20 protein-coding genes, 1 tRNA gene and 3 pseudogenes are annotated in these 23,525 nt (G+C 60.2%); 6 read left to right on the top strand and 18 right to left on the bottom strand.

All coding sequences use genetic code 11. The features are described from left to right. Position 1 precedes the first annotated feature (1 nt). Both EN845_RS08415 and EN845_RS08420 read right to left on the bottom strand, forming a co-directional pair. Positions 2-1,141, bottom strand: coding sequence for an ABC transporter permease (locus EN845_RS08415; protein ID WP_127280035.1), 1,140 nt, complete (start codon positions 1,139-1,141; stop codon positions 2-4). Beyond that, the gene (locus EN845_RS08420) at positions 1,138-2,670 is read right to left on the bottom strand and encodes an ABC transporter ATP-binding protein (RefSeq protein ID WP_127869965.1); all 1,533 of its coding nucleotides are present in this window, start codon (positions 2,668-2,670) and stop codon (positions 1,138-1,140) included. Before EN845_RS08420 ends, EN845_RS08415 begins: the two co-directional genes overlap by 4 nt. 216 nt (positions 2,671-2,886) lie before the next feature. On the opposite strand from EN845_RS08420, the gene EN845_RS08425 reads away from it, so the two are divergent. After that, on the top strand, positions 2,887-3,093 hold the full coding sequence (locus tag EN845_RS08425) for a SlyX family protein (protein ID WP_123151274.1): 207 nt from the start codon (positions 2,887-2,889) through the stop codon (positions 3,091-3,093). 22 nt (positions 3,094-3,115) lie between these two features. Then, positions 3,116-3,514, top strand: a complete 399-nt coding sequence (locus EN845_RS08430; protein ID WP_127280663.1) for a hypothetical protein — start codon at positions 3,116-3,118, stop codon at positions 3,512-3,514. Between the two features lie 62 nt (positions 3,515-3,576). On the opposite strand, the gene EN845_RS08435 is transcribed toward EN845_RS08430, so the two are convergent. From EN845_RS08435 to EN845_RS08445, 3 genes are all read right to left on the bottom strand, one after another. Then, complete coding sequence (locus EN845_RS08435) at positions 3,577-4,566, bottom strand: BMP family ABC transporter substrate-binding protein (protein ID WP_127280664.1); 990 nt, start codon at positions 4,564-4,566, stop codon at positions 3,577-3,579. Between the two features lie 251 nt (positions 4,567-4,817). Then, positions 4,818-5,141, bottom strand: a complete 324-nt coding sequence (locus EN845_RS08440; protein WP_127869964.1) for a hypothetical protein — start codon at positions 5,139-5,141, stop codon at positions 4,818-4,820. 130 nt (positions 5,142-5,271) lie between these two features. Then, the gene (locus EN845_RS08445) at positions 5,272-5,991 is read right to left on the bottom strand and encodes a DUF2569 domain-containing protein (RefSeq protein ID WP_245511686.1); all 720 of its coding nucleotides are present in this window, start codon (positions 5,989-5,991) and stop codon (positions 5,272-5,274) included. A 372-nt stretch (positions 5,992-6,363) separates the two neighbouring features. On the opposite strand from EN845_RS08445, the gene EN845_RS08450 reads away from it, so the two are divergent. Continuing rightward, positions 6,364-6,453 (top strand) — tRNA-Ser (locus tag EN845_RS08450). 159 nt (positions 6,454-6,612) lie between these two features. On the opposite strand, the pseudogene EN845_RS08455 reads toward EN845_RS08450, so the two are convergent. From EN845_RS08455 to EN845_RS08480, 6 genes and pseudogenes are all read right to left on the bottom strand, one after another. Then, positions 6,613-6,736: pseudogene (locus EN845_RS08455) on the bottom strand (IS3 family transposase); the annotation flags it as partial. A gap of 145 nt (positions 6,737-6,881) precedes the next feature. Continuing rightward, entirely contained in the window at positions 6,882-7,901 is a 1,020-nt protein-coding gene (locus tag EN845_RS08460) for a DUF4105 domain-containing protein (RefSeq protein WP_127869962.1), read from the bottom strand. 104 nt (positions 7,902-8,005) lie between these two features. Continuing rightward, the gene (locus EN845_RS08465) at positions 8,006-9,262 is read right to left on the bottom strand and encodes an alpha/beta hydrolase (RefSeq protein ID WP_245511699.1); all 1,257 of its coding nucleotides are present in this window, start codon (positions 9,260-9,262) and stop codon (positions 8,006-8,008) included. A 294-nt stretch (positions 9,263-9,556) separates the two neighbouring features. Beyond that, positions 9,557-9,944 (bottom strand): annotated as a pseudogene (locus tag EN845_RS08470) (leucine zipper domain-containing protein); the annotation flags it as partial. Between the two features lie 318 nt (positions 9,945-10,262). Further along, positions 10,263-11,012 carry a hypothetical protein gene (locus EN845_RS08475; RefSeq protein WP_127278206.1) on the bottom strand — a complete coding sequence of 250 codons (750 nt, stop codon included), beginning with the start codon at positions 11,010-11,012 and terminating at the stop codon, positions 10,263-10,265. Positions 11,013-11,229: 217 nt separating this feature from the next. After that, positions 11,230-11,917 (bottom strand): annotated as a pseudogene (locus tag EN845_RS08480) (DUF3300 domain-containing protein). A gap of 446 nt (positions 11,918-12,363) precedes the next feature. Here EN845_RS08480 and EN845_RS08485 point away from each other — a divergent pair. Both EN845_RS08485 and EN845_RS08490 read left to right on the top strand, forming a co-directional pair. Next, positions 12,364-13,806 (top strand): DUF1254 domain-containing protein, encoded by a 1,443-nt coding sequence (locus tag EN845_RS08485; protein WP_127869960.1) that lies wholly within the window; start codon positions 12,364-12,366, stop codon positions 13,804-13,806. A gap of 357 nt (positions 13,807-14,163) precedes the next feature. Continuing rightward, the gene (locus EN845_RS08490; RefSeq protein WP_127870030.1) at positions 14,164-14,973 is read left to right on the top strand and encodes a transporter; all 810 of its coding nucleotides are present in this window, start codon (positions 14,164-14,166) and stop codon (positions 14,971-14,973) included. Between the two features lie 561 nt (positions 14,974-15,534). On the opposite strand, the gene EN845_RS08495 is transcribed toward EN845_RS08490, so the two are convergent. The 6 genes from EN845_RS08495 to EN845_RS08520 all read right to left on the bottom strand — a co-directional run bounded on the left by EN845_RS08495 (position 15,535) and on the right by EN845_RS08520 (position 22,655). Next, positions 15,535-16,530 carry a HupE/UreJ family protein gene (locus EN845_RS08495; protein ID WP_127869959.1) on the bottom strand — a complete coding sequence of 332 codons (996 nt, stop codon included), beginning with the start codon at positions 16,528-16,530 and terminating at the stop codon, positions 15,535-15,537. Beyond that, positions 16,527-17,381 (bottom strand): peptidylprolyl isomerase, encoded by an 855-nt coding sequence (locus EN845_RS08500; protein ID WP_245511687.1) that lies wholly within the window; start codon positions 17,379-17,381, stop codon positions 16,527-16,529. The genes EN845_RS08495 and EN845_RS08500 overlap by 4 nt, the downstream gene beginning before the upstream one ends. A gap of 88 nt (positions 17,382-17,469) precedes the next feature. Next, a complete protein-coding gene (locus tag EN845_RS08505; RefSeq protein ID WP_127869958.1) occupies positions 17,470-19,404 on the bottom strand; it encodes a DUF3604 domain-containing protein in 1,935 nt (644 codons plus the stop codon). Positions 19,405-19,671: 267 nt separating this feature from the next. Next, entirely contained in the window at positions 19,672-19,878 is a 207-nt protein-coding gene (locus tag EN845_RS08510; RefSeq protein WP_127869957.1) for a hypothetical protein, read from the bottom strand. Between the two features lie 2 nt (positions 19,879-19,880). Then, positions 19,881-20,678: a DUF2092 domain-containing protein gene (locus tag EN845_RS08515; protein ID WP_127869956.1), complete on the bottom strand. Its 798-nt coding sequence runs from the start codon at positions 20,676-20,678 to the stop codon at positions 19,881-19,883. A 144-nt stretch (positions 20,679-20,822) separates the two neighbouring features. Continuing rightward, positions 20,823-22,655: an adenylate cyclase gene (locus EN845_RS08520; protein ID WP_127869955.1), complete on the bottom strand. Its 1,833-nt coding sequence runs from the start codon at positions 22,653-22,655 to the stop codon at positions 20,823-20,825. Between the two features lie 212 nt (positions 22,656-22,867). Here EN845_RS08520 and EN845_RS08525 point away from each other — a divergent pair, with 212 nt between their 5' ends. Beyond that, positions 22,868-23,161: a hypothetical protein gene (locus EN845_RS08525; RefSeq protein ID WP_335930832.1), complete on the top strand. Its 294-nt coding sequence runs from the start codon at positions 22,868-22,870 to the stop codon at positions 23,159-23,161. A gap of 102 nt (positions 23,162-23,263) precedes the next feature. Here the strand turns inward: EN845_RS08525 and EN845_RS08530 are convergent, their stop codons facing one another. Beyond that, on the bottom strand, positions 23,264-23,518 hold the full coding sequence (locus EN845_RS08530; RefSeq protein ID WP_127869954.1) for a hypothetical protein: 255 nt from the start codon (positions 23,516-23,518) through the stop codon (positions 23,264-23,266). Between the last annotated feature and the right edge of the window lie 7 nt (positions 23,519-23,525).

Genomic DNA, 23,525 nt, shown 5'->3' on the forward strand with positions numbered 1-23,525 from the left:
CTCAGGCGCCCTTCCCGTTGACAGCCTGCATGCCCACCGATTTCGGGCTGAACGAGGCGAACAGAGCCTGGATATAGGGCCTGAACATGTGCTCGAGCGCGCCGGCGAAAAGGATGACCAGGCCTTGAATGATGACGATCATGTCGCGGCTGATCGCCGGCATCTCGAAGGCGAGTTCGGCGCCGCCCTGGTAGAGCATGCCGAACAGGATCGCCGCCAGCACGATGCCGACCGGATGCAGGCGGCCCATCAGCGCCACCGCGATGCCGACGAAGCCGGCGCCCGAGACGAAGTCGATCGCGACATTGTGCTGGTCGCCCATCACCGGGTTGAGCGCCATCATGCCGGCCAGCGCGCCCGAGATCATCATGGCGGTGATGATGATGCGCGTTTCCGAAATGCCGGCATAGCGGGCCGCCTTCGGGCTGTGGCCATAGGTGCGCATCTCGTAGCCGAGCCTGGTGCGCCAGATCAGCAGCCAGACCAGGAAGGCCATCGCCAGCGCCAGCAGGAAGCAGATGTTGAGCGGGGCCGAGCGGATCTTGGCGCCGAACAGTTCGATGATCCAGTTGAGCTTCGGCAGTTCGGCGCCGGCGAGGAAGTTGCGCGTCTGCGGCGCCTGCGACCCTGCCGGTTTCAGCGGACCGACCAGCAGGTAGACCATGATCGAGGCGGCGATGAAGTTGAACATGATCGTGGTGATGACGATGTGCGAGCCGCGCTTGGCCTGCAGGTAGGCGGGGATCAACGCCCACAACGCGCCCACGAGCGCCGAGGCCACGATGGCCAGCGGAAAAGTCAGCCACCAGGGCAGTGTACTGTCGAAGGAAAGACAGACGATGGCGATGCCGAGGCCGGCGATGTAGGCTTGGCCCTCGGTGCCGATGTTGAACAGGCCGCAATGTGCCGCCACCGCCACCGAAAGCCCGGTGAATATGAAGGTCGTGGCATAGAAGAGGGTGAAGGCGATGCCCGTTCCCTTGCCGAAGGCGCCTTCGACCAGGATGACGGCGGCGCGGAACGGGTTTTCGCCGACCAGCATGACGACGAAGCCGGCGACGATGAAGGCGACCGACAGGTTGATCAGCGGGATCAGCCCGTAGTCGGCCCAGGCCGGCAATTTGGCGTAAGGCGTGCTCATTGCGCGGCCTCCTGATGCTCGACACCGGCCATCAGCAGGCCAAGCTCGCCTTCGGTCGCCTCGGGGCCGCGCTCGCCGACGATGCGGCCGGCAAACATCACCAGGATGCGATCGGAGAGCGAACGGATCTCGTCGAGTTCGACCGAGACCACCAGCACCGCCTTGCCCTGGTCGCGCATGGCGATCAGGCGCTTGTGGATGAATTCGATGGCGCCGACATCGACGCCGCGCGTCGGCTGGCCGACGATCAGCACGCCGGGGTCCTGTTCGATTTCGCGCGCGAGCACGATCTTCTGCTGGTTGCCGCCGGAAAAATTGGCCGTCTTCAGGCGCGGATTGCCGGGACGAATGTCGTATTTCTCGATCTTGTCCTTGGCATCGGCCATGATGGCGTCGATGTTGAGGAACGGTCCCCTGAGGTAACGGGGATCGTCGTGGTAGCCGAGGATGGAATTCTCGTTTTCCTCGAAAGCCAGCACCAGCCCGACATGATGGCGGTCTTCCGGCACGTGGGCGAGGCCGCGGTCACGCAATTCGCCGGGATCGGCCTTGCCGGTGAGATCGATCGGCTTGCCCTCGAGCATCACGGAACCGGAAACGGCGTGCCTGATGCCGGAAATCGCCTCGAGCAATTCGGATTGGCCGTTGCCGGCGACGCCGGCGATGCCGACGATCTCGCCGGCGCGCAAGTCGAAGGAGACGTCGTCGACCATGGTGACGCCGCGGGAATCCCTGACCGTCAGGTTCTTGACCGCGAGCTTGACGGCACCGGCCTCGGCGTCGCCCTTTTCGACCCGGAGCAAGACGCGCCGCCCGACCATCAGCTCGGCCAGCTCCTCGACGGTGGTTTTCCTGGTCTCCCGGGTCGCCACCATCGTGCCCTGACGCATGACCGACACGGTGTCGGTGATGGCCATGATCTCGCGCAGCTTGTGGGTGATCAATACCACCGTCTTTCCCTGTTCCTTCAACTGTCTGAGGATGCGGAACAGGTGGTCGGCCTCGGCCGGGGTCAAGACGCCCGTCGGCTCGTCGAGGATCAGGATTTCGGCGCCGCGATAAAGCGCCTTCAGGATTTCGACGCGCTGCTGCAGGCCGACCGGCAGTTCCTCGATGATCGCATCGGGATCGACTTCCAGCCCGTATTCGCGTTCCAGCCGGTCAAGCTCGGAGCGCGCCTTGGCGATGCTGCTCTTCAGAAGCGCATCGGTTTCGGCGCCGAGGATGATGTTCTCCAGCACCGAGAAATTGTCGACCAGCATGAAATGCTGGTGCACCATGCCGATGCCGAGCGCGATCGCGTCGTTGGGGGTCTTGATCGACGCCGGCTTGCCGCCGACACGGATCTCGCCGCTGTCGGCCTGGTAGAAACCGTAGAGGATCGACATCAGCGTCGACTTGCCGGCGCCGTTCTCGCCGACGATGCCGTGAATAGTGCCGCGCGCGATCTCCAGATTGATGTCGCGGTTGGCGCGCACCGCGCCAAAACTCTTGTTGATGCCTGTCAGTTCGATTGCGGCTTGCGCCATGCAGCCTGTCCCACTCTTATTTTTTTATCGCTTGGTCAAAATGCCTAGCATGACCATCCGCCCATGCCAATTGTCCGGAGCAGCGTCCACTCTCGACAAATCCGCGCGCGCTTGTCAATTTCGAACGTGGCCGAAGCTCTCGCATTCGCTAATATGGCGAGGTCGATTTGACGTTGCGGCGCAAGGTGTCGCGGTACGAACTGGGGACTTTGCATGATCATGCCCGCCGACCGGCTGACGACGCTGGAAATCCGCGCCGCCGAGCAGGAGAAGACCATCGAGGAACTGTCGGGCCAGATTGCCGAGCAGTGGAAGGTGATCGAACGCATGCAGCGCAAGCTCGATGCGTTGACCGACCGCTTCCTGGCCCTTGAAGAGCAGGCGGCACCGGATGTGCCGGTTACCAAACCGCCACACTGGTGAGGAGAAGGGGAGGGTCCTGGCCATGGCCGGTGAAAGCGACCGCATCGCAAGGGCCGGCGATTATGTGCTGGGCCTGATGAACGATGCCGAGCGCGAGCGGGCCGAGCGCGATCTCGAGATCGACCCTGCCTTCCGCGACGCGGTGGTGCAACTCGCCGAACGCATGCATGTTTTCGACCGTGCCGAAAAACCAGCCGGCGCCAATCATTGGGCGCTAGTCACGCAACGCCTCGCCGAATTGCCGCAAATGCGCAGCGTTGGCCTGGGCGGCAACGATGCCAAACCGCCGACAGTGATCCGAAGCCTGTCCCGACAGCCGTACGGCGTTCGCGTGCACGCGCTGGGCGGCAAGCGTGGGTACGTGGTCGCTATGGCACTGATCGCGGCCTTCGCGCTGGGTTATCTCGCCGGCAAGCTGTAGGCCGACACAAAACCGCCGGGCGTTGCCCGGCGGTTCCAGTCATTGCCGTATGGTGCCGCCGATCAATAGGGGCAGGCGTTGTCGGCTGTGTAGTCGTGCACCTGGATCTTGCCGGCGATGATGTCGGCCTTGGCCTTTTCGACCGCCGCCTTCATTTCGTCGGTCACCAGCGCCTTGTTGTTGTCGTCCATGGCGTAGTCGACGCCGCCTTCCTTGAGGCCGAGATTTTGCACGCCACCTTTGAAGGTGCCGTTCTTGCCGTCCATGAAGGCATTGTAGACGGCGACGTCCACACGCTTCATCATCGAGGTCAGCACCTTGCCGGGCTGCAGGCCGTTCTGGTTGGAATCGACGCCGATGCCGAGCTTGCCGGCATCTGCCGCCGCCTGCAGCACGCCGACGCCGGTGCCGCCGGCCGCGGCGTAGACCACGTCGGAGCCCTGGTCGATCTGCGTCTTGGCGATCTCGCCGCCCTTGGCCGGGTCGTTCCAGGCAGCCGGCGTGTCGCCGGTCATGTTCTGGATGACATCGGTCGCGCCTGCCGCCTTGGCGCCGCCGACATAGCCGCATTCGAATTTGCGGATCAGCGGGATGTCCATGCCGCCGATGAAGGAGACCTTCTTGGACTTCGAGGCCATCCCCGCCAGGATGCCGACGAGATAGGAGCCTTCATTCTCCTTGAACACCAGCGAACGGACGTTGGGCAGGTCGACGGCATCGTCGATGATGGCGAAGTTCAGGTCGGGATAATCTTTTGCGACCGCTTTGAGGGCGTCCTCCCAGGCAAAGCCGGCCATGACGATCGGGTTACGGCCGTCCTCGGCGAAGCGGCGCAGCGCCTGCTCGCGCTGCGAGGCGTTCGACACTTCGAACTCGACATATGCAACGCCGGTCTCGGTCTTGAATTTCTCGGCGCCGTGGTAGGCCGCCTCGTTGAAGGATTTGTCGAACTTGCCGCCCAGATCATAGAGGATGGCCGGCTGGACATCCGCGGCGAAAGCCGGAAGAACCATTGCGGTTGCGGCCAGGAGGCCGAGAACGATACGTTTCATGTGATCCACACCCTGTCGGTTATTTTTTCCGTTACGCACCGCCTGTCTGCCCGGTTCTCCGGCAGGCAAACGACGTTAGCCAGGAGTGTATTCCCCTCCCGCTCCCGGGCAATCTGGCACGGCCCGAAACAAAATTCACGCGGAATTTTGACCTTTTGGAAAAGCATGCCATGGGCACGCCGCGCCGCGATCCGATCCTTGCTCGCAAGCCGTCGGGAGGTGGCCGGAATGGCGCGGGCGATGCCGATGGGTCAGTTCGCGGCGAACTGTCCCGTGCGCCGCTGCCGCCGGTAGCCGATGGCGTAAAGCAGGAAGGCCAGCACCGCGAAGACGGCAAAGCCCGGCTGGTTGAGCACCCAGGCGATGGCGCCATCCCACAGCAGCGGACTGGCCTTGGCGCGAACATAGGTTTCGAAGGCCGCCCGCGTGTCCGGCGAGACAGCCAGCCAGCTGGCGTTGAGCGGGGTCAGCACGAGGGCCGAAGCTGCCACCGTGCGCGTCGTGTCGAGCACCGCCATGATGACGGAAACCGACAGCGCGACCATGGCCGCAAGACGAAAGACGAAGCGAAACATCAAGGCTCTCCCCCGGTTCATCCTGGAGCTGACCAGGAGCCTCCGGCACATGTCCCGAACCAGAAATAGAATGCGTGCGGTTTGTCCGCAATCGCGATACGCGAATTTGAAGGTTCGCGCTTGCTGAACCCTATGCGACTGGCTTGCGTCCGCGGCGGTGAACGAGCCAGACGGCAAGAATGCCGCCGGCAATGGCGCCGACCACCAGCCCGGCCAAGCCGATGAAGGCGGCGAAGTAGCCGCAGCCGCCCTCGAAGCAGCTGACCTCGGCGACATCGGCAATCACCGAGCCAGCCAGGAAGCCGCCAACCGCACCGATGACCGCGCCCAGGATGATGCCGAGCAAGGCAGCGACGATGGAAACGAAGACCGACGGCGCTTCGGTCGGAGGCCTGGCATAGACGCCTTCGGCGCCGGAGCCGCGGCGCAGCAGATAGATGCAGAGCAGGCCGATGGCGATTTCGGCGCCGCCGATGAACTGGCTCCTGGCGGAGAAGACGAAATCGGGCACGGCAAGCACATAGGCCTGCCTCGCCAGCACCCAGACGATGGTCGCCGCCTGCCAGATGATGAACTGGCGCGGGAAGCGCGCCGAGCGGCCAAAGGCAAGGCCGAGCAGGTAAAGCCCCCACAGGATGGTGATGATGTCGACGGCAAGCCCGCCAAGGAGGAAATAGAAGATCCTGTCCGGCAGGCCGGAGTCGCCGGTCAGCCACCAGGCCGAGGCCAGGCCGTAGACCGACCACGCCATGACGAAGATGAGCCAACCCACCGGGACATAAGACAGGTCGTTGCCTGGCCGCCCGACTGGCGCCTGCCCGCTACCCGGTTGTTCACTGCTTGATGTCATGTCCGGACGATGCCCCCGCAAAGCCTCAGCGTCACTCGACAGGTGGCCGGCGGCGAAGTCAAGCGCGGCCGGTCTTGCGGCCTTGCCTGTGCACATCATTCGGGGCGTCGGCACCTCGAAACGGATGCCGCGGCGGCCTCGCGAAGCACTGTGTGGCCGGCAAAGCGAATAGACTGCCGTTATGGCTTGGCATTCGGCGCGGGATCGACTAGATGAGCCCCGCGCCTGTTGCTTTGACGGCTCAGGTGCGAGGGGAAGGTGCTTGCTGGTTGGCGGCACCCACGGCGCTGATATCGCGTACCGGCTCCCTGAAGGGACTGCATTGTCCCCAACCCGCGCGGCGAAACCGGCCGTCGTGAAAAATGCAAGGACGGAGAGGTGGCCGAGTGGTTGAAGGCGCACGCCTGGAAAGTGTGTTTACGGGAGACCGTAACGCGGGTTCGAATCCCGCTCTCTCCGCCATACCATCAACAAAAACAACAGCTTATAGTGAAATTCAGAATTTACCCGCCAAAGAGCCCATCATGCAGAATGCTATTGATTTAGGCAGCTGCGACGGCATGAGACATCCGGCCGGGGCGCCATTCCCATCATAAAACGATATCTTGGACTCATCGAGATCATGATGCGGAAGCGGCGCCCGTCGGTGGGCTGGTCCGATACGAAGTCAGCGCTCGTCGGCACTCAGCGGCACCAGCATCGGCGCTCTAGTCCCGATCGCCCGTTTGCGGCCGCCGCGGTGGCGCCTTGGGTAATGCGGGCACCTTCTTTCCGACACGAACTTTGTTCCGGTATCCTGCGGCGGGGACGCGATTCCGCATCGCTTCAGCAGCTTCTTTAGGCCGACATCTGGCCTACTGATTCAGTTTCGACAATCGAGATATAGCACTTCAAGGGGCGTACCCGCTTCGAGACGGAGACGGCACGCCAATACGGATTAGTCTTGAAAAGTCTGGCGAAAGGCCTGACTTCCGCGCGCGGTCGTCGATGTGGGCTAGTGCTCTCAAGTCTGACAATGGCATGCGGGTGTCGAGTGCACCCCGTGCATAGGCATAATCGGGCAGATAGCCGTTGACGATTAGGCGCCAGTCGAGGGGGACCACGTCACCGACCGCTCGCATCATCTTGACGATCGTCGTCGTACAGTTCGTCGTGATGGAATTGTAGAATTTTGGAGCCGCGGAAAGCGCATTTGCGTCAGAGAGATATTCCAGAAGGAGCGTCCGGGCTGCGTCAGGCGACGCCTTTAGTCGATAGATCTGGACGTCCTCTCCTCGGACATTCGACCTGACGCCGACCACGTCACGCTCGTCGGCCGCGATAATGACCAGGGGATTGCTCTTGAACAGGTCTGCTATGGGCGAAAACTCGCCACCGCGACGCCGCCGCACCTCGATGGACCAGGCAAGATAGTCACCTCCTGCAAAGCCGAAGCTCATGATGACATGGGCGATTCTGGTCCCAGACCAATAAGACATGAAGAGGTCGACGGTCTGGATGCTGGAGAGATCGTACGTCCGCGTTGTCCAGCGTTCGGTGAAATCGGTGTCGCTGCGCCATTCGAAGGCGCGCACGTCTTTTAACGTCAACCGATTTCCGTCGTAGGTGCCGGTTACCTGACGGGCGACATCGGGCGCCCAGTCGGCGTCGGCCAAAGGCTTGATGGTGCTCCACCAAACCAGAACCGCAGCAAACGCAGCCACAAACACTGCGAGCGCCCGGAAGCGGATCCGGCTGAAGAGCGCGATGATGATGGTGAAGCCGAACAAGATGAACAGGATGCAGGCCACTGCCCGTCCGGGCTCCGCGAAAGGCAGGCGGTACCACATCGCAAGGCCGGCCCAGGCGGTCAAGATTGTAACGACTAGTGAAAGGATGATCGCAATTGAGATTCGCGCGACGCCACGCATTCATTCCCCCCTTTTCAGCCGGACGGAACGCAGCGCCGTTCCTGCAGATGCGTATGGTCTGTCCTTCATCGGCTTCAGTACTGCCACTTGGCTTCGCCGAATGGCTATTTCCTGCAATCTTGGATAGTCGGAGCGGAGACAACGCAATTCTTGCCAGCCTTCGCTTTCTGGCTGTTCTGGGAACCTGCGAGAGCGTTGACCTGACGGCCGTAGTTCTCCCTGGTGTTCTGATCGATCACTGCCACGGGTGCCGCGATCACCAGCCCCGCCGCGCTGCCCGCCGCTGCTGCCGCCCCGGTCGTTGCCTGAATGATCGTGTCGCCCAGGCCAACCCTACTGTCGGTGAGATTCTGGCCGCCGGCAATTCGAGCCCCAATCAGTTGGACGGTCTGGGGTGACTCGGCGAACTTGCCATGGTTCAACTTGTCTCCGGATTTGACTTTGGTCAGGTCGATGACCACTACATTGTTTTTCGCGAATTCCTCTTTGTATGGGCTCTGCTCCGGGTTGATTGAACCGAGCCGCGGGATATCGCCCCAGACCCGTTTTGAAATCGCCAGCGCGCGGTCATCCTGCGAAACAAAAAGGGTGAACTGGGGGTGCTGTTTGCCCATGTCGGCAATTTGCGTGCGAAACACGTCGACATCGACGTCAGGGGCAGCCAGCATGACGTTCTTGAATTTCGCCGGCAGGCCGCCGTTGCGGATAGCCATCTGGCGCAAAGATTCCAACGCAAGCCAGTTGCCCATTGAATGAGCGAGGATCGAGACTTCCTTTACGTCTGGATCGCGCGCGAGAAACTGGAACAACAGTTCGAGGCCGTCGCGGGTGTAGTTGGTGCTTTCGCGGTCATATCCATAGGCAAGTGCGCTCCCACGAGAAGGCCAGGTGACCAGGATGGGCACGCTGTCGGTGCCTGTATCGTGGGAGATCTGCGCAAAACGATAAACCGAATCTTCGAATCGGTTATTAAAACCATGGATAAAGACCAAAACACTATGGTCCCGGCTTTTCCTGACAGACGCGTGGAGCCATCCCTTCGCAGTCTGGACGGTCAAATCTTCGGTCTGAACGACCGCGAAATCGGTTGCCGGGTTTGATGGAAGTTTCCTGGGCCACGCGACCTCGCCGACCTTGCGAACCGATGCCGGAGGAATCGACACTGTAATCTCCGCGAACGAGGGGGCCAATCCGCGCTCGCCCGTAAACATCTCAGCCGGATTGGAGGAACGACTGCGGGTCGTCGCCACCAACATCTCCACCTTGCTAGCCGAAGGGGACGTTTCGGCCACTGGCAACAGCACATTCGTCGGACGGGACGCGCACCCCCAGAACAGGGCAGCCAAAGCCGACGCCAACAAAACGCCGCTGACATGCCTGACTTTGGATAGGCTCACAAAACAATTTCCCAAACTCCCCTCCCGTTTCGAAGTTGTCCCCAAGCGAATGCACGGCTCGAAAGCAGCCCCGCTTTGATACTTGATGCAAATGCATGGCGCTCGTAGCATCTGGTATTCTCTGCTGGTTGGCTTCGGACTTATTTCTTTGCGAGTAGGAGTGTAACGACGGTGCGGAAACTGAATCTGTCAGGGCTCGCTCCCGAGCGCTCAGCCCAATAGAGCACCACTCCCGGGCACAGGCTGATTGGCTTGACGCTCGCGCTCATAGCGACGCGCCGGCTCGGCCGGTACCAGGTCTTTCAGCCGTAACAGTCCGGCGTGTGCCAGCACTCGCCCCACCGTCGCTTCGGACACGCCGGTTTGCATAGCAATGTGCTTGCCGGTCAGGCGCTGCCCGCGCAGCGCACAATCTCATCTGCCACCGCGGCTACGGCTCGCCTCGGACTTGTCTTGGGCCGCGAGGAATGGTCGAGCATGCCGGCGCTTCCCCCGATCTGGAAGCGCTCCACCCAGCGCGCCACCACCTTCGCCGTCACCCCGTATGTCTGCGCCGCATCGGCTTTGGAAAGACGGCATTCAACAACGTCGCGGCCATCTCCTCTCGACGCAGCGGCGTCAGACGGGCATTCTTGTGGATGTTCATTCGTCCTTCGAGAATCACTGAAGCTTCGACAATCTCCGCTTTCTCGGTCGGGGCCGAATGAGCAACCTCCTGAAAGCTCACACCTAGCTAAAATGAAACTTCATCGCGAGGGAGTTTGTGGTGATCTTGCGCCCCGCATAGACGAGGAGCTTCCTTCCCACCGACCAGAACATTGCGTTCTCGGGTCGAGAAGGCCGCCCCTGCTACCGGGAGCGAAAACGATCAGCACGAAACCGCCATAGCGAACTTCGCGATGCTCTTGCTTCCTTACCTCAAATACGCGATCGCGATCTATTTGACCTGCCATCACCGATCCGATCAGAACCGAAATTTGGCGCCGATGATTGGTCCCTGCATTGCCACGTCAAATACAAATCCGTCGTTGTCGTAGTCTACGGCAAGGTAGCGATAGCCCGCTTCCAGCGTGACCGAATCGCTATACCGGTATTGAAGCGTGCCCAGCACCTGCCAATCGATGTCGGCGCCGACACCGAAGCCACCGACATCCGCCTCGCCATGGAGGCCGAATCCGTTGCCGAGAGCAACATTGCCGGCCACACCAATCAGAGGGTCGACCCAAGTCTTGCTACCGCTGGCCTCCCTCGTGGCGAGAGGGCCGGTAACGGTCAAATCCGTATCCAGGTACCAGAGCCGTCCGCCGGCCAGAACGTCCAAGGTCGCGGTGCCATTGTCGACGACCCGATAGGAGCCGCCGAAGGTCCACAGCACCATGTTCATCTTCGCTTCGGCCGAAAGAGCAGCCAACGGGCCGGGCGATGTGCCATCGGCCTCGAGTCCCAGGTATATGAAGTCGGTGAATAGAGCGTAGCGGCCATTGCGCGCCTCACCGGCAAGCATGACCGGCGGGGGAGACCAATCGATGTGGTTGAAAATCTGGCTGAAATCGACATTGACATCCGCCGGCGACAGGCCCCTGACGCCGACCCTGCCGTTCATGCCTGCCATCCAGAAATAGGGCTCTGCCGTGAAGGTCCAGACCGGCGCGGGTGCAGGTGTGGGTTCGGGAGGTGCAAGGTCTGCCGCGATCGCCGGCGCCGCAACCAGCACTGCCGCTATCCCCGCCAAAGCCGGCACGAGAGCTCGGATGATTCCCATATCGAAGTCCCCTCTAAAATCCGTCTTTTACTTCTTGTCCGATGCGAACGTCTTGCGCCGCAGTGACAACATATACGTATTCGCGCGGCTCAGCTAATGGATATCGGCTTCCGGTCGTTCTTCATTCGTAGCGGTCCATTGCTCGTGGCTGTCACGGACAGTGTTGAGCCTACTTCGGGAACAGCAGGGTAATTCCCGTGCGGAAGCCGAAGCCGTCGGGTCCGCTGTCGGGACTTTTAGCCCAGTAGGCAATCGGCGCAAGGGGATAAGCGGTAGCGTACGGCATGGCCGGTTCATACCGCGGGATATAGATCGTGTCCGTACTCGCGGACCGGATAACGACATTGTTGTTCTCTTCGACAACCGTGACCTTGTCGTCGGCCCTTGGCCTCCGCCTTGTCGCGCAACTGCTGAATCGCGACCAGTACGTCTTTTTGCTGATACGTTAACGCGTCGCCAAACGTCTGGGTCCAATCCAGATCGTCACTCATCATTTTAATGATCTCGGGATAGTTGAGCAGCGAGATTACACTGCCGTCCCAGCTTTCTTTGGGTTTCAGGTCCGATTTCTTGGCCACCTGATCCAGGAACCGGCTCGCCTCTACAATCTGCAGCCGGTACAGCGACGCCTCACAAATAAGTGCGACAAGTTCATCGGGGTAGAGTGCGATGCGCGCTACCAGGATTTCAAGTTCATCCTCGTCAAGCGGTTCGGGAGATTGGGCGCCCGTGCCGCTATCCGCGGCGACTGTCTTATTCTGGGCGGCCGCGAAGGAGGCGGGACTGGAGCAGACGAGAAGCGCAATAGCGGCCACAATGCCGGCGCCGGCGCGCCTGCGCGGAAACTTGCGTTCCATTATCGTCCTCCAAGCGATTTCAGGGTGGCTGCCAGCGAGTCGTGCTGCCAGTCCCGGCAAATACCTTCTGCCTTGGCACGATGCTGGAGCATTCCCCTCTTATGGGGAAGGTAGTTAACTGTATGCTACGTGCAGACTGGGCAGCTCGTGCCAGTGGATCAGTCGACGTGAAGCCGGCTTTCCTCAGCAACCGCTTGGTACGCGAGGCGTAAGCTGCGCGACCCCAGCGGCATTCAACGGTCTTGTGCCAGCCTCATCAAGGAGCTTCGGCGCCAGGCGGGGAACTCTCCCTGCGCGGCTTTTGACACTTAACGTGCTGGTGCGCGACCTTGTTTGCTTTCACGACAATCGACGCCTGTATGATCCCGTAAGATACATGCAGCACCTAGTTTCTCGATGCATGGTGCCGTAGCGTCAAACACACGTCAAAACTCGGAGTGCCAGCTATGAACATATCGCGTCGCGCCGTCTCGCTTGGCGGCTTAGGTCTGCTTGCTGCAACTTCGCAGAGGCCCACGAGTGGCCACGCAGAGGGTCTGGTTGGAGATCTGATGGAAGGATCGGATGATTTCGGCCTCGCGGTCGAGGCTTACACTTACGGCTATCCGCTGGTCACGATGGAGATGACTCGCCGGGTTATAACAAATGTTGCCAAACCCAAGGGAACCAAGGCTCCGATGGGCAATCTTATCAAGGTGCGCGAATATCCTAATGCACAGTTCCGGGATGTGACGGCTCCCAACGCCGACACGCTGTACACCACGGCCTTCTTGGACGTCGGCAAGGAGCCTTGGGTCGTCAGCCTGCCGGACTTGCAGGACCGCTACGCCTTGTTCCCCATGCTCGACGGCTGGACGACGGTCTTCGACGTGCCGGGAAAGCGGACCACCGGAACAGGCGCGCAGACCTTTGCCGTTACCGGCCCTGGCTGGGAAGGCACGCTGCCGGACGGGGTCAAGCAGTACAAATCGCCGACCAGCATCGTCTGGCTGCTCGGCCGCATCTATTGCACAGGCACGCCCGAGGACTATGCGGCAGTTCACAAGGTGCAGGACGAGGTAAAGCTCTATCCGCTGAGCGCCCACGGCAAGGAATGGACGCCGCCTCCCGGCAAGGTCGACCAGTCGATCGACATGAAAACGGCGGTCCGCGATCAAGTCAACAAGATGGATGCGGTCGAGTATTTCACGCTGCTCGCCGAACTGATGAAGACCAATCCGCCGACGGAGGCTGACGCACCGATGGTGGAAAAAATGGCACAAATCGGCATCGTGCCGGGGCAGGATTTCGACAAGACGAAGTTCAATCCTGCCTTCGCCACGCGCGTCCCGCAGATCGCCTTCGACCGCATCATGCTGCACTTCAAGTTCAGTGACGGCGACGTGAAGCAAATCAATGGCTGGGGCTTCACAACCAAGACCGGCATCTACGGCACGAACTATATCCAGCGCGCGCTCGTGACCGCCATTGGCCTTGGCGCCAATCGTCCGCAGGACGCGATCTATCCGACCTCCATGAAGTCGCATGGCGACTTGATCAACAGGGCCTATTCGGGTTCGGACAAATACGTCCTGACCTTCAAGAAGGGTCTAACCCCTCCGGTAACAGGCTTCTGGTCAGTGACTATGTACGACGCGGATTACTTCTTCGTCGACAACCCGCTCAACCGTTATTCTATCAGCGCCCGCCAGCCGCTGAAAGCCAATGACGATGGTTCCATTGACATCCTGATCCAGAACGAGAGCCCTGGAGCAGACAAGGAGGCCAACTGGCTGCCTGCGCCCAAGGGCAAGTTCGTCCTGATGATGCGGACCTACTGGCCAAACGAGAGCGACCCTTCGATCATTGACGGTTCGTGGACCATCCCGCCTGTCAAGAAGGTGAGCTGAGTGACGTGGCGAGGCTGAGGGGGGGGTAGACTGTGCCCCCGAGGCCTCCTTAAACCGCTTGGCCGGCTTGACCGTGGCGCGGGAACACTCCATGTCCTCAACGATCTGGTTCCAACTTTGCCCAGCGCATAGCATGGTCATGATCGCCCTGTTCCGCTCTCATGACCGGCGCTTCAGTCGCAAGCTCCATGCCGCCTGCATCGACCTAAGACAAGCGATTGATTGCGGGGCGGCGTTCGAGGAACACACCCATCGACAAAAGTGTGGACCATACCCAGCATTGACGGTGTTCTACTGTCTATCCGGGGTCGGTCCCCTTAGGCTGGTCGGCATGCGAAGAGGGGGTTGCCGATGTCAATGAAGTCCGAATGGGCCATTCGGCTGGCGGCTACGCTCGCCTCAGGCTTGCTCGTCTGCAGTGCCGCTTGGGCCGAGGATACCCAGGATCTCGCCAAGAAGCTGTCTAACCCGATCGCCTCGCTGATCAGCGTGCCGTTCCAATTCAATTGGGACCAGGGCTATGGTCCCAACGATGGCGACAAGGGCTATGTCAACATCCAGCCGGTCATTCCGTTCTCGCTCAACGACGATTGGAACGTCATCTCCCGCACCATCCTGCCCGTCGCCTACCAGCACGATATTGCCGGGCCTTCCGGCAATCAGTTCGGGCTCGGCGACATCAGCCAGAGTCTGTTCTTCTCGCCCAAGAAACCGACCGCAAATGGGATCATCTGGGGTGTCGGCCCGGTGTTCCTCTTTCCGACGGCGACCGACGAATTGCTTGGTGGAGAAAAATGGGGAGCTGGTCCGACAGCCGTCGTGTTGAAACAAAAGGACGGATGGACGGTGGGTATGTTGGCGAACCACATCTGGTCGTTTGCCGGCGACGGCGACCGCAGCGACATCAACGCCACCTACTTGCAGCCTTTCGTCTCCTACACGACGAAGGACGCTTGGACGTTCAGCTTGAACACCGAGAGCACCTACAATTGGGAGGCGCAGCAATGGTCGGTCCCGATCAACTTCCAAGTCTCGAAGCTGGTGGTGATGGACAAGCAGCCGATCAGCCTGTTCGCCGGTGTGCGCTACTGGGCGGAAAGCCCCGACAATGGGCCAGATGGTTTCGGCTTCCGCACGGGTATTACACTACTGTTTCCAAATAAATAGGCCGGGCAGTGCTTCGGCCGGGGCGCAGGCCAGTCCTGCGTCCGCTTGTCGTGTGAGGGTAGCAGCGATCTGGCTGAGGCTCTGCCCGGCTGCCTTCAGCGGATGGCCTCTCGCTCCTGGCCGAGCGCGAACGAGCTTCCGTTTAGGGTCGAACTCGGTAGTTCAGGTGATTGGGTTTTGACCCCAAACGCCATCCGATTTGGTCGCCCGCAACGGTCCAGCGTTCGCCTGACCTGCATAGACCTCCATTTCCCACCTCGGGGCGGAGTCATCTGCGTTTGGGCAGCCACATAGAGCAACGTCCGCATGAAGCCCATTCAACTTGTTTCTGTTTCATTCTGTTCTCCAACTGCTGCGTTCCGTTTGGAATTCTCGACTGGGGTTCTCAGCGGTGCCGACATGGAGTGGCCGCCATCTCATTCTGATCCGGGAAATCCACAGGACGACCGAGACGCGACATCGCCATGACCAAGATCGCTCCGATCCCCGAGGGCTCGCGACGTTTCTCGCCAATCAACGCGACGCTTAACCCGAGTTCGGAACCAGTTTCAGTCATCCGATCTAGACCACAAAGCCGGCAAGTCGTGTGATGAGCCAGCTTGCAGCCATTGTGCCGATCAGATAGGCGGCAGTGCTCCGCGCAGCTACAATCGGAATGGTGATCCGGGTGGTAACAATTCTGAAGGCGATTAGTACCGCCGCTACAAAAAGCATTTGCCCTGCTTCGACGCCCAGATTGAAGGTGAGAAGAGCAAGCGGCACATCCACCTGTGGAAGTCCGATCTCCTTGAGCGCACCAGCAAAGCCAAAGCCATGAAGAAGACCGAAAGCGAAGGCCACCATCCAGGGATAGGTCTCGGAAAGCCGCCTTTCTGCTGGCTTGATCTTGGTGAGTTCGCTGGCCACGAAGGCAATGCTAAGCGCAATGGTGGCTTCCACGGGTTTCTGCGGTAGGCTGAAGTAACCCAAAGCCGCCCCTGCAAGCGTGATACTGTGGGCAATCGTAAAGGCAGTAATTGTCTTCACGAGCGTCCATCGATTGTGGATCAGCAGCATGAGAGCCAGCACAAATAGAAGGTGGTCGATGCCGGACAGGATGTGATCAACACCCAACCGGAAATAGGTTTCCGCCACCTCAAAGCTGGCCTGAGCGCCCTTGATGACAGTGCTCGGCATATCTGGTTTGAGGCGGGCAATCTCCGTCGTCCCATCGCGGTAGGTAATATGGATCAGCGCGTCGGTCAGGGTTGAGCGCAAGCCGTCGATGGTGATCTCATGGCCCTTCAGACCGCCGTCGCATGCGGCGGTCCATCGCTCCATGTAGGCACCGCCATCGATGGATCTCGTCGGCTCGTTCTCCGCCCTGCATGTTTCCGGCAAACGCGCGTAGAGGCTGAGCCGCCTGTCGCCTAGGGCCGGCACTTTCCATACCGCCACAAATACATCGGGTTCCGTCTCCCGCATCTCGAGATAAGCGGGGCGCATCTCGTGTGCTGCTGCGGGTGCGGATTGGAACAGCTGCAGAAGAACCGTCAATAGCGCTGCGAAGCGAATCATCGGATGGCGCTCGTTTTTGCGGGGTACTCGATCACTACCGCATATCGCTTCAGCAATTCCTCAAGTCGGCGCTCTTCGAATTCCTTGCGCTTGTCATTCGCCCACTCGCGCACCACGTCATCGCGCACCTCGTTGAGCGCGGGCAAGCGGCCCGGTCTACGCTCTGACAGCTTGATCAAATGAAGTCCGAAACTTGATGTGACGGGACCTGTCCACTGGCCTAGCGTTGCCTTGTCGAGCGCTTCGGCGAAATCCGTCCCAAAAGTCTGGCCTATCGATGATTTGCCTGTCAGGGGCAGCTCCACGGGAAGCAACGACACGTCACCCAACATCGTCGGATCGGTCGCGGGATTTGTCGCCAATGTCTTCAATATGGAGGCCGCGTCCTGCCCGGTCTTGTCGCCGTGCTGGTCCGGGTTGAGGAAAACCTGTTGGAAGGCCAGCATCGGTTCGATCTCGAATACGGTGGGGTGAGCCTTCAGATAGGCATCAAGCTCACCACTAGTCGGCGTTTGTGCATCGACGATGGAGTCGTTCATAAACCCCATCTTCAGGCTTAGGCGGCGGCGAATGACAGCGTCATCCTTGTCGAGCCCCAAGGCTAATGCCTCGCGGACGTAGATCTCTTCCTTGACGTAGTCGTCGACCAGTCCCTTAAATTCCTCGGCCGTCGGAGGTCGCTGCCAGGTCTTGCCGAAGATTGCAGTCAGTTGTTCGATCTTGGGCGCCGTGACGATGATGCGATCCGGCGCTTGCGCTCCCCCGCGGTTGAGCAGGCCATACACCGAGAAGATGGCCAGAGCCAAAATGATGAAGTGCGCTAATGGCTCTCTCAGCAGACGTTTCAGCAAGATGATTGGCTCCGCTGGCAAAGGACAAGCAGGGTGGTGCGGCGGTAGGCGGCCGCACCGAACTTTCAGGTCAACTCCAGAGTGACATTCAAGGCGTGTACCAGATCGGCGACGTGTAGGCGCGCTCCGTCACAGTCATCTGTGTCCCCTCCAGTGGCTTCGTGCCAAAGCGCTTGGCGTCGTAGGCGGTCCAGCGCGGCGTCGGGATCTCGATGACGCGACCGTAGTAGAAAGCCTTCTGCTTTGGATCAAATGCAGGGTCCTTCCAGACCGCAATCAGTTCCGAGGCGCCTATGGTGTTCTTCCACGTAGCGTTTTCGACATCCACCGTGCTGCCAACCGATGGGAGCTTGCCATCTGCGCCTAACTTGCGGTCGCCACCCCAAGCTACGTCATAGACCTGCTCATGAGTTTGATCCTTGTCATCGAGCCATCCCTTGACGATCTGGTAACGATCGAGATTGGCGCCGATCGGATCCTTAAGTGCAGCGACGAGGAACGTCGGCACCTTGCCCTCTGGCGCTGCCGTCAAGTCGCCGCCCATGGGCACGCCTTTGGCATAGCCGATAGCGCCCGGATTGCGGGTCTCTGCATCTGCCTGCTCGAAATCCCAGCCGCCGAAAAAGCGCACAGCCATGCGCGGTCCCGTGGTGCCATAGGTTTCCTTGCGCTGCATGGCGTCCCAAAGAGCTTCACGGGTATTTTCCGTCGCCCAGACCGCGGCATAACCCGAGGCGCTGACCTGCCAGTCCATGACCTTTATCTTCGTTTTTGGATTAGTGAAGAATGTACTCAACATGCGCTCCGGGCTCGGCTCCTGTGGCGTGGTCTTGCCGAAGAAGTTTTCCTCTTCCAGCGCGGAGAGGCCGGTGTGAGCATCGGAACTGCCGACCATGCCGAACTTGTAGGGGTTGGTGCCAAGCTCGGCCTCGAGCTTGAGACCATTCCGCAGTGCTGAGCGCGCATATTCGAACTCCAGCATATCGGGTGTCTTCGCCGCGCTGCCATCAAGGTTGCCAAAGTCCCACCGTTCGAAATTGGCAAATTCGTCATTTGGGGAAAGCGTCGGGTGGGTTTCGCCGTCGCCCTTGGTCTGGGTTGCCTCATAGAGCCGCTCCCACTTTGCGCGCTGCTCCACATATTCCTTGTCCACCGGCTTGTTGGTGAAGGACTCGATTAGCGGGAACATACGGCCATTGGAAAGGTTGCCGTTGTGGGCGATGGCCAGCACGCTACCGCCCGTCTTGTCCTCATAGGCCTGCATCCATTTCCACAGATCGCGCGGATTGTCGCTGCCGAGGGGCTTCAAAGTCGTGTAGGGCACGATCTGGTCGGCCTTGTCGCCGTTATCCCGGAAGATCACGTTGCGGTGCAGATTGTTGCCCGCCGTGTTGGACGTCCATTCATAGCCGATGACAGCAGTGAAACGGCCCGGATCGTTGTATTCCTCCGCCGCTTTTATCGTATCCTGCCACGCATTTTTGTAGGGGCGGGTTTCAGGTCCATACATCATGCTCTTCGGAATCGTTCCCGCGCTGAAGGCCTGGATGATCTGGATCGCAGCGTCGCCGCCTTGTCCTGACTTGATCATATCGTACCAGGTCTTGGCTTGCGGGTCGGCAATGACTTCCGGCTTGCCGGCAAACAGGTCCGGAAACATGCCCATGTTGTCTGAGTGGTCGGTAACGACCAGGAAGTCCAGCGGTCGCGACAGCTTGGCCGGCTGACCGCTCGACGCCGTAATTTCCTCGCCTCGCGCAAAGCGATAGGCATCACGCGGTGTCAGCCGCGCGCCGAACGCACCCGCATCGAAAGATGCTCCGGTGTGAAGGTGCGTGTCGCCGAAGAACGGCCGGGTAGGGAAATTTCGGCCAGCATAGGGCGAATAGATCGGCTTCGCGGCAAAGACCTTCGCTGCCTTCTCCGGTGATAGCGCACCAATGTCATCATCAGCAAATGCCGGTGCCGCCAGGCCGAGGATGGTCGCACTCAGAAGAATGGACCTGAAAGCAGAACTGCGCATATTGTGGTTCCTCCGGTTAAAGCTCGTCACCACATCGTAGTCTGTAAGTGGAAACACACCCGTAGCATCGGGTATGTTCTGTGAGGGAAGCATGCCCAAGCGACCTGCGGCACGCGAGGGTTGGTGCCTCGTCCTTCATCTCGAACTCTGATGAAGTGATGGTCTGGCACCGGAGGACGTCATAAACCTGTTCCGCCCTGGTGCGCGGACTCGCCCTTATGAGACCAGCTTGGAAATCTGTGCCTCAGGTTGCGCAGCAGGCGCGACTTAACAGTAATACATACCAACCGCGCAGCGCCGCACCGTACGCCTCGCAACCCCGGCAACACTGACCGGCGTGAGCGGACGCCCGACGATGGCTTCGGCCGTCGACATAAGGGTGTGGGAACCGGTGACTGTCATCCGTTCCGAGGCTCCGAGCCCGATCAGCCCGACGGTGGCGGCGAGCAGGATGTTTTTCAGTTTCGCTGTCATGATTATTTGGTCCCTTCTGGTGAAAACTGTGTGGGCAGTTCATCGGTGTCGGTCAGTTCCTTCGCATCGACCTTCTTGGCGTTGGTCCCGTTCTTGAAGCCGAAGTCATCGGCCGCGACATCGCTGCCGGTCTTCCAGTCTCTGATCTGAACACTGTATTGCGGCCCCTGATCGACTTTCTTGCTGGTAATGACATAGAGGCAGGGATAGGGATGCTCGCCCTGGGCGATCCAGATCTGCCAGTCTACTTCCTTGGTCCGAAACGCCAGATGATCGCATTCGGTGCCGCCGATCACGCCGCTGCCGAGGTCCTTGACGTCGGTCACGTCGCGCATCAGCTCCTCGTAGACGTTCGACATAAGCAGGTCTGCGCCGGGAACAGGCCGGTGGAACTTGTCCCGCAACTCATCGACCAGATGATCCAGGGTGCCAGGCACCTCGGCCTGCGTGTAAAGGTTGGCGTTCTTGCCCAGCAGCGTCAGCGTCTTGCCGTCGAAGATCATCTCGACATTGGCGAAACCGCCACTGCGGGTGGCGCGGATCCTGTCGGGCCGGCTGAGGTCGACCATCCCCGAACTCGCGAACAGAAGCTTCTGGTGGTCCTTGGTGACGACCTCGAAGTTGGTGTCGTATCCAAAGGAAATGGAACTCACGCCCGCCATGTAATCGGACATCGCCTTGAGCATGCTCTTGGCCTCTGCGTCGTCCGCTGTCGCGGGCGCTCCCCACCCAATCGCCAAGATCATCGCCGCTGTAGATGCGGCGGCGAGTCGCCTTGATTTTCGTGGTATTCTTTTCATGTGAGTGCCTCCTTCCAGGTGCCTCAGTATTAGTTGAGGAAGCGGAGGAGCACCCGTAACATCGGGTAGGTTCTGTTATGGTCGCTACTTTTGTGCCGTGGCGGCCTACCAGCGCGAGAACGCAGATCGACGCTCAGCCCGCACTTACTCGATCGACGGCATATCAGATGTTGTGGCAGGCACTGAGGAGCCTGACGGCGCGTCCGACGGCACGGGCAAGCCTGCCTTGCGAAGGCTCGCGATCATGCGCGCCCGATCCGCTGCCTGGATGTTGCGCTTCATGAGTTCGGCCTCGATGTTGGGGATGAACGCTGGGCTCATCTTCATAAATATTGCTCCCTCCCGGGTTGCTTCCGCCATCATCCCCGCCTGTGCATAGATGGCGGTCGCTACCACATGGAAGATTGGGAGTTTCTGGAGATCGGCCTGCCGGATCTCGGCCACGGCTTTTTGGTCGTCATGCTGCATATAGGCTGTGAGCGCGAGCACCGTGTGGTAGTACCCGCCGGCCCCCGGATTGCGGTCAAGAGCTAGCTGCACAAGCTCCGCCCCACGCTGCCATTGCCCTCCAAGTGCCAGTCGTGTGCCGAATTCGCCGAGGAACTCGGTATCGTTGGGATTGAGTGCCAGTGCCCGTTCCCCGATCTCCATCGACTCAGCCCATTGCTGATTGAAGAACAACGCCGTCATCAACGCCTGAAGTGCGCGCATATTGTCCGAGTTCAGCTCGACCGCCCGACGCGCTGCAGCGAGTGCACGTTCAGCCGATGTGGGCGCGCCCTTTCGTGCATTGAAGCCAAACCGGTCCTCGTCGACGTAAGCAATCGACAGCATCGCCCAGGCGGTAGCGTAGGATGGAAAGCGCGCGACGGCGCTCTCAAGGCAGTCGCGGACGGCCGCATGCCGTTCGACACTCAACTCGGTGCGATAGGCGTAAAATTGAAGCGTGCAACGGTAGGCATCGAGATCATCGGGCGGGCCGTTCGCGATGTCGGCCTGATAGATGACGCCGTAGGGCTGAGCTACTACTGTTGCAACCTGGGCGGCGACATCGGATTGAATGGCGAAGATATCGCGGGAACGAAAATCGTCGTCGTAGGTTTGAGACCACAGGATCGCGCCGTTTTCGGTTTCGATCAGACGGGCTGTGACGCGGATTCGCGCGCCGGAGATTTGCACCCCGCCGGTCAGAAGGTAACTGGCTCCGAGTTGCTGGATGTGCGAGGGGGCGACTTGCGGTGGCAAAGCCTCTGAGGTCTCGCGGCCATACACCGTGAGTTCTTTGAAGTGCGGCAGGATGCTCAGCAATTCCTCGGTAAGCCCCATCGCATATAGCTTGGCTTCCGGTCCTCCGCCGAGATCGGCGAATGGCGCGACCACCAGCGTTGGTCCCTCGGGATCGGCCGCCCGCGCCGAGGGCAGGGAGGTCTGCGACACCAGCTGGCTGGAGGCCCAATATGCAAAGGTGAGGCAGACGACGACTGCGAGCGTTGCCGTGGCGAGCCAATGCACGCGTTCCCATGAAAACGAAGCCGCTTTCGAAATCTCGGGAGCCGCTGCAGGCCCGACTGGCGTGAGTTCGACTGCGTTCGAGACGTTCCAGCTGAAAACGGGAACGTACCCGCCCTTGGGGATTTCGATGCGGATCGGATCGGTGCATCCGGACAGCAGGTAATACCGCTCAAGCGCGCGGCGCAACCGACCCGCCTCGATCCGCACCACCGGATCGTCCTGCGAGAAGTTTTCGTCCCGGTCGAAAACCTCGATGGCGATCGAATAACCTTTGAGCCGCGTAGCGCGCCCAGAGAGCGTTTCTTCCACGACGTAGCGTAGGAAAGCACAAGCGCGCGCCGGCACCGAAAACTCAGGACTTGAGAGAATGCGCTCAAGCTCGGCGCGGACCTCCTCCGGAGAGGGTGGCAGTCGGAGTGCCGAAGTCAGGGCTAGCGCTGCAACCCCAGGATTAAAGACGTTCATTCCAGAACCCCTCTTGCCCCACCTTGAGGGCCGTCCCGACCTGCCGTAGGGCATCGGCTTTGGAGGTAAATTAGAAACTGCTTAAGTAGAGTACTCCCCGCATTCCATTCCGTCCAAGACTATGTACGATTCCATATGGTCCGGCGTCGGCTACAGTAACCTACGCCCGCAACTGCTGCGGCACGCCTATACTCCATTGCACCGACGGCGGAATGGGCGTCATTGATATGGATCAAAAAATCGAGGCGGCCCAACGGCGCTTTCCCTTGCGAAAGCGCGCGATCGAGGACCTCGCCGTCCGCGATGAGGATTTCCGCTCGCTGTGTATCGATTTTGCTGACGCCGAAAGAGCGGCCCTGCGTTGGGAGAATTCCGACACACCAAAGCGTGATGAGCGTCGCGCCGAATACCTAGCGCTGGTCAACGACCTGGCCAAGGAGATCGAAGCAATATTGGATACAGCCGCCAGTATCCCGCTCCCGGCCCAGCGGCCGAAAAGTCAGTAGTGAACGAAAGCTGCTGAATGGCTGGCTGGGGCCTCGCAAAGCGGAGCAGCCCTTGGCCGCACCGAATATACCAGATGCTACATCGCGCGGCGATCCAAAGTATCACGCCGCCGCCTCCTTCCGTTGCGCGGTGACGGTCTGTTGCGTCGCAGCCGCACTGACCACTGCTTCCTGTTGCGGTCCGGCAGAGCTCTGAGCCAGTACGGATTTCGCGAGTTTGATACCGTTTTCATCAAACGCTGTCGTCGCCTGACGCCAGCACTCGCAAAGACTGTTATTCGGCCCGGCAGACAAGTCTTGCAGTATGTCGATGGAACTCGTCTGATCACCGGCAAGTCTCAAGGCACCATGGTGCATGGTGTGG

This window comes from Mesorhizobium sp. M8A.F.Ca.ET.202.01.1.1, assembly GCF_004791595.1.
In the GTDB taxonomy this organism is placed as follows: Bacteria; Pseudomonadota; Alphaproteobacteria; order Rhizobiales; family Rhizobiaceae; genus Mesorhizobium.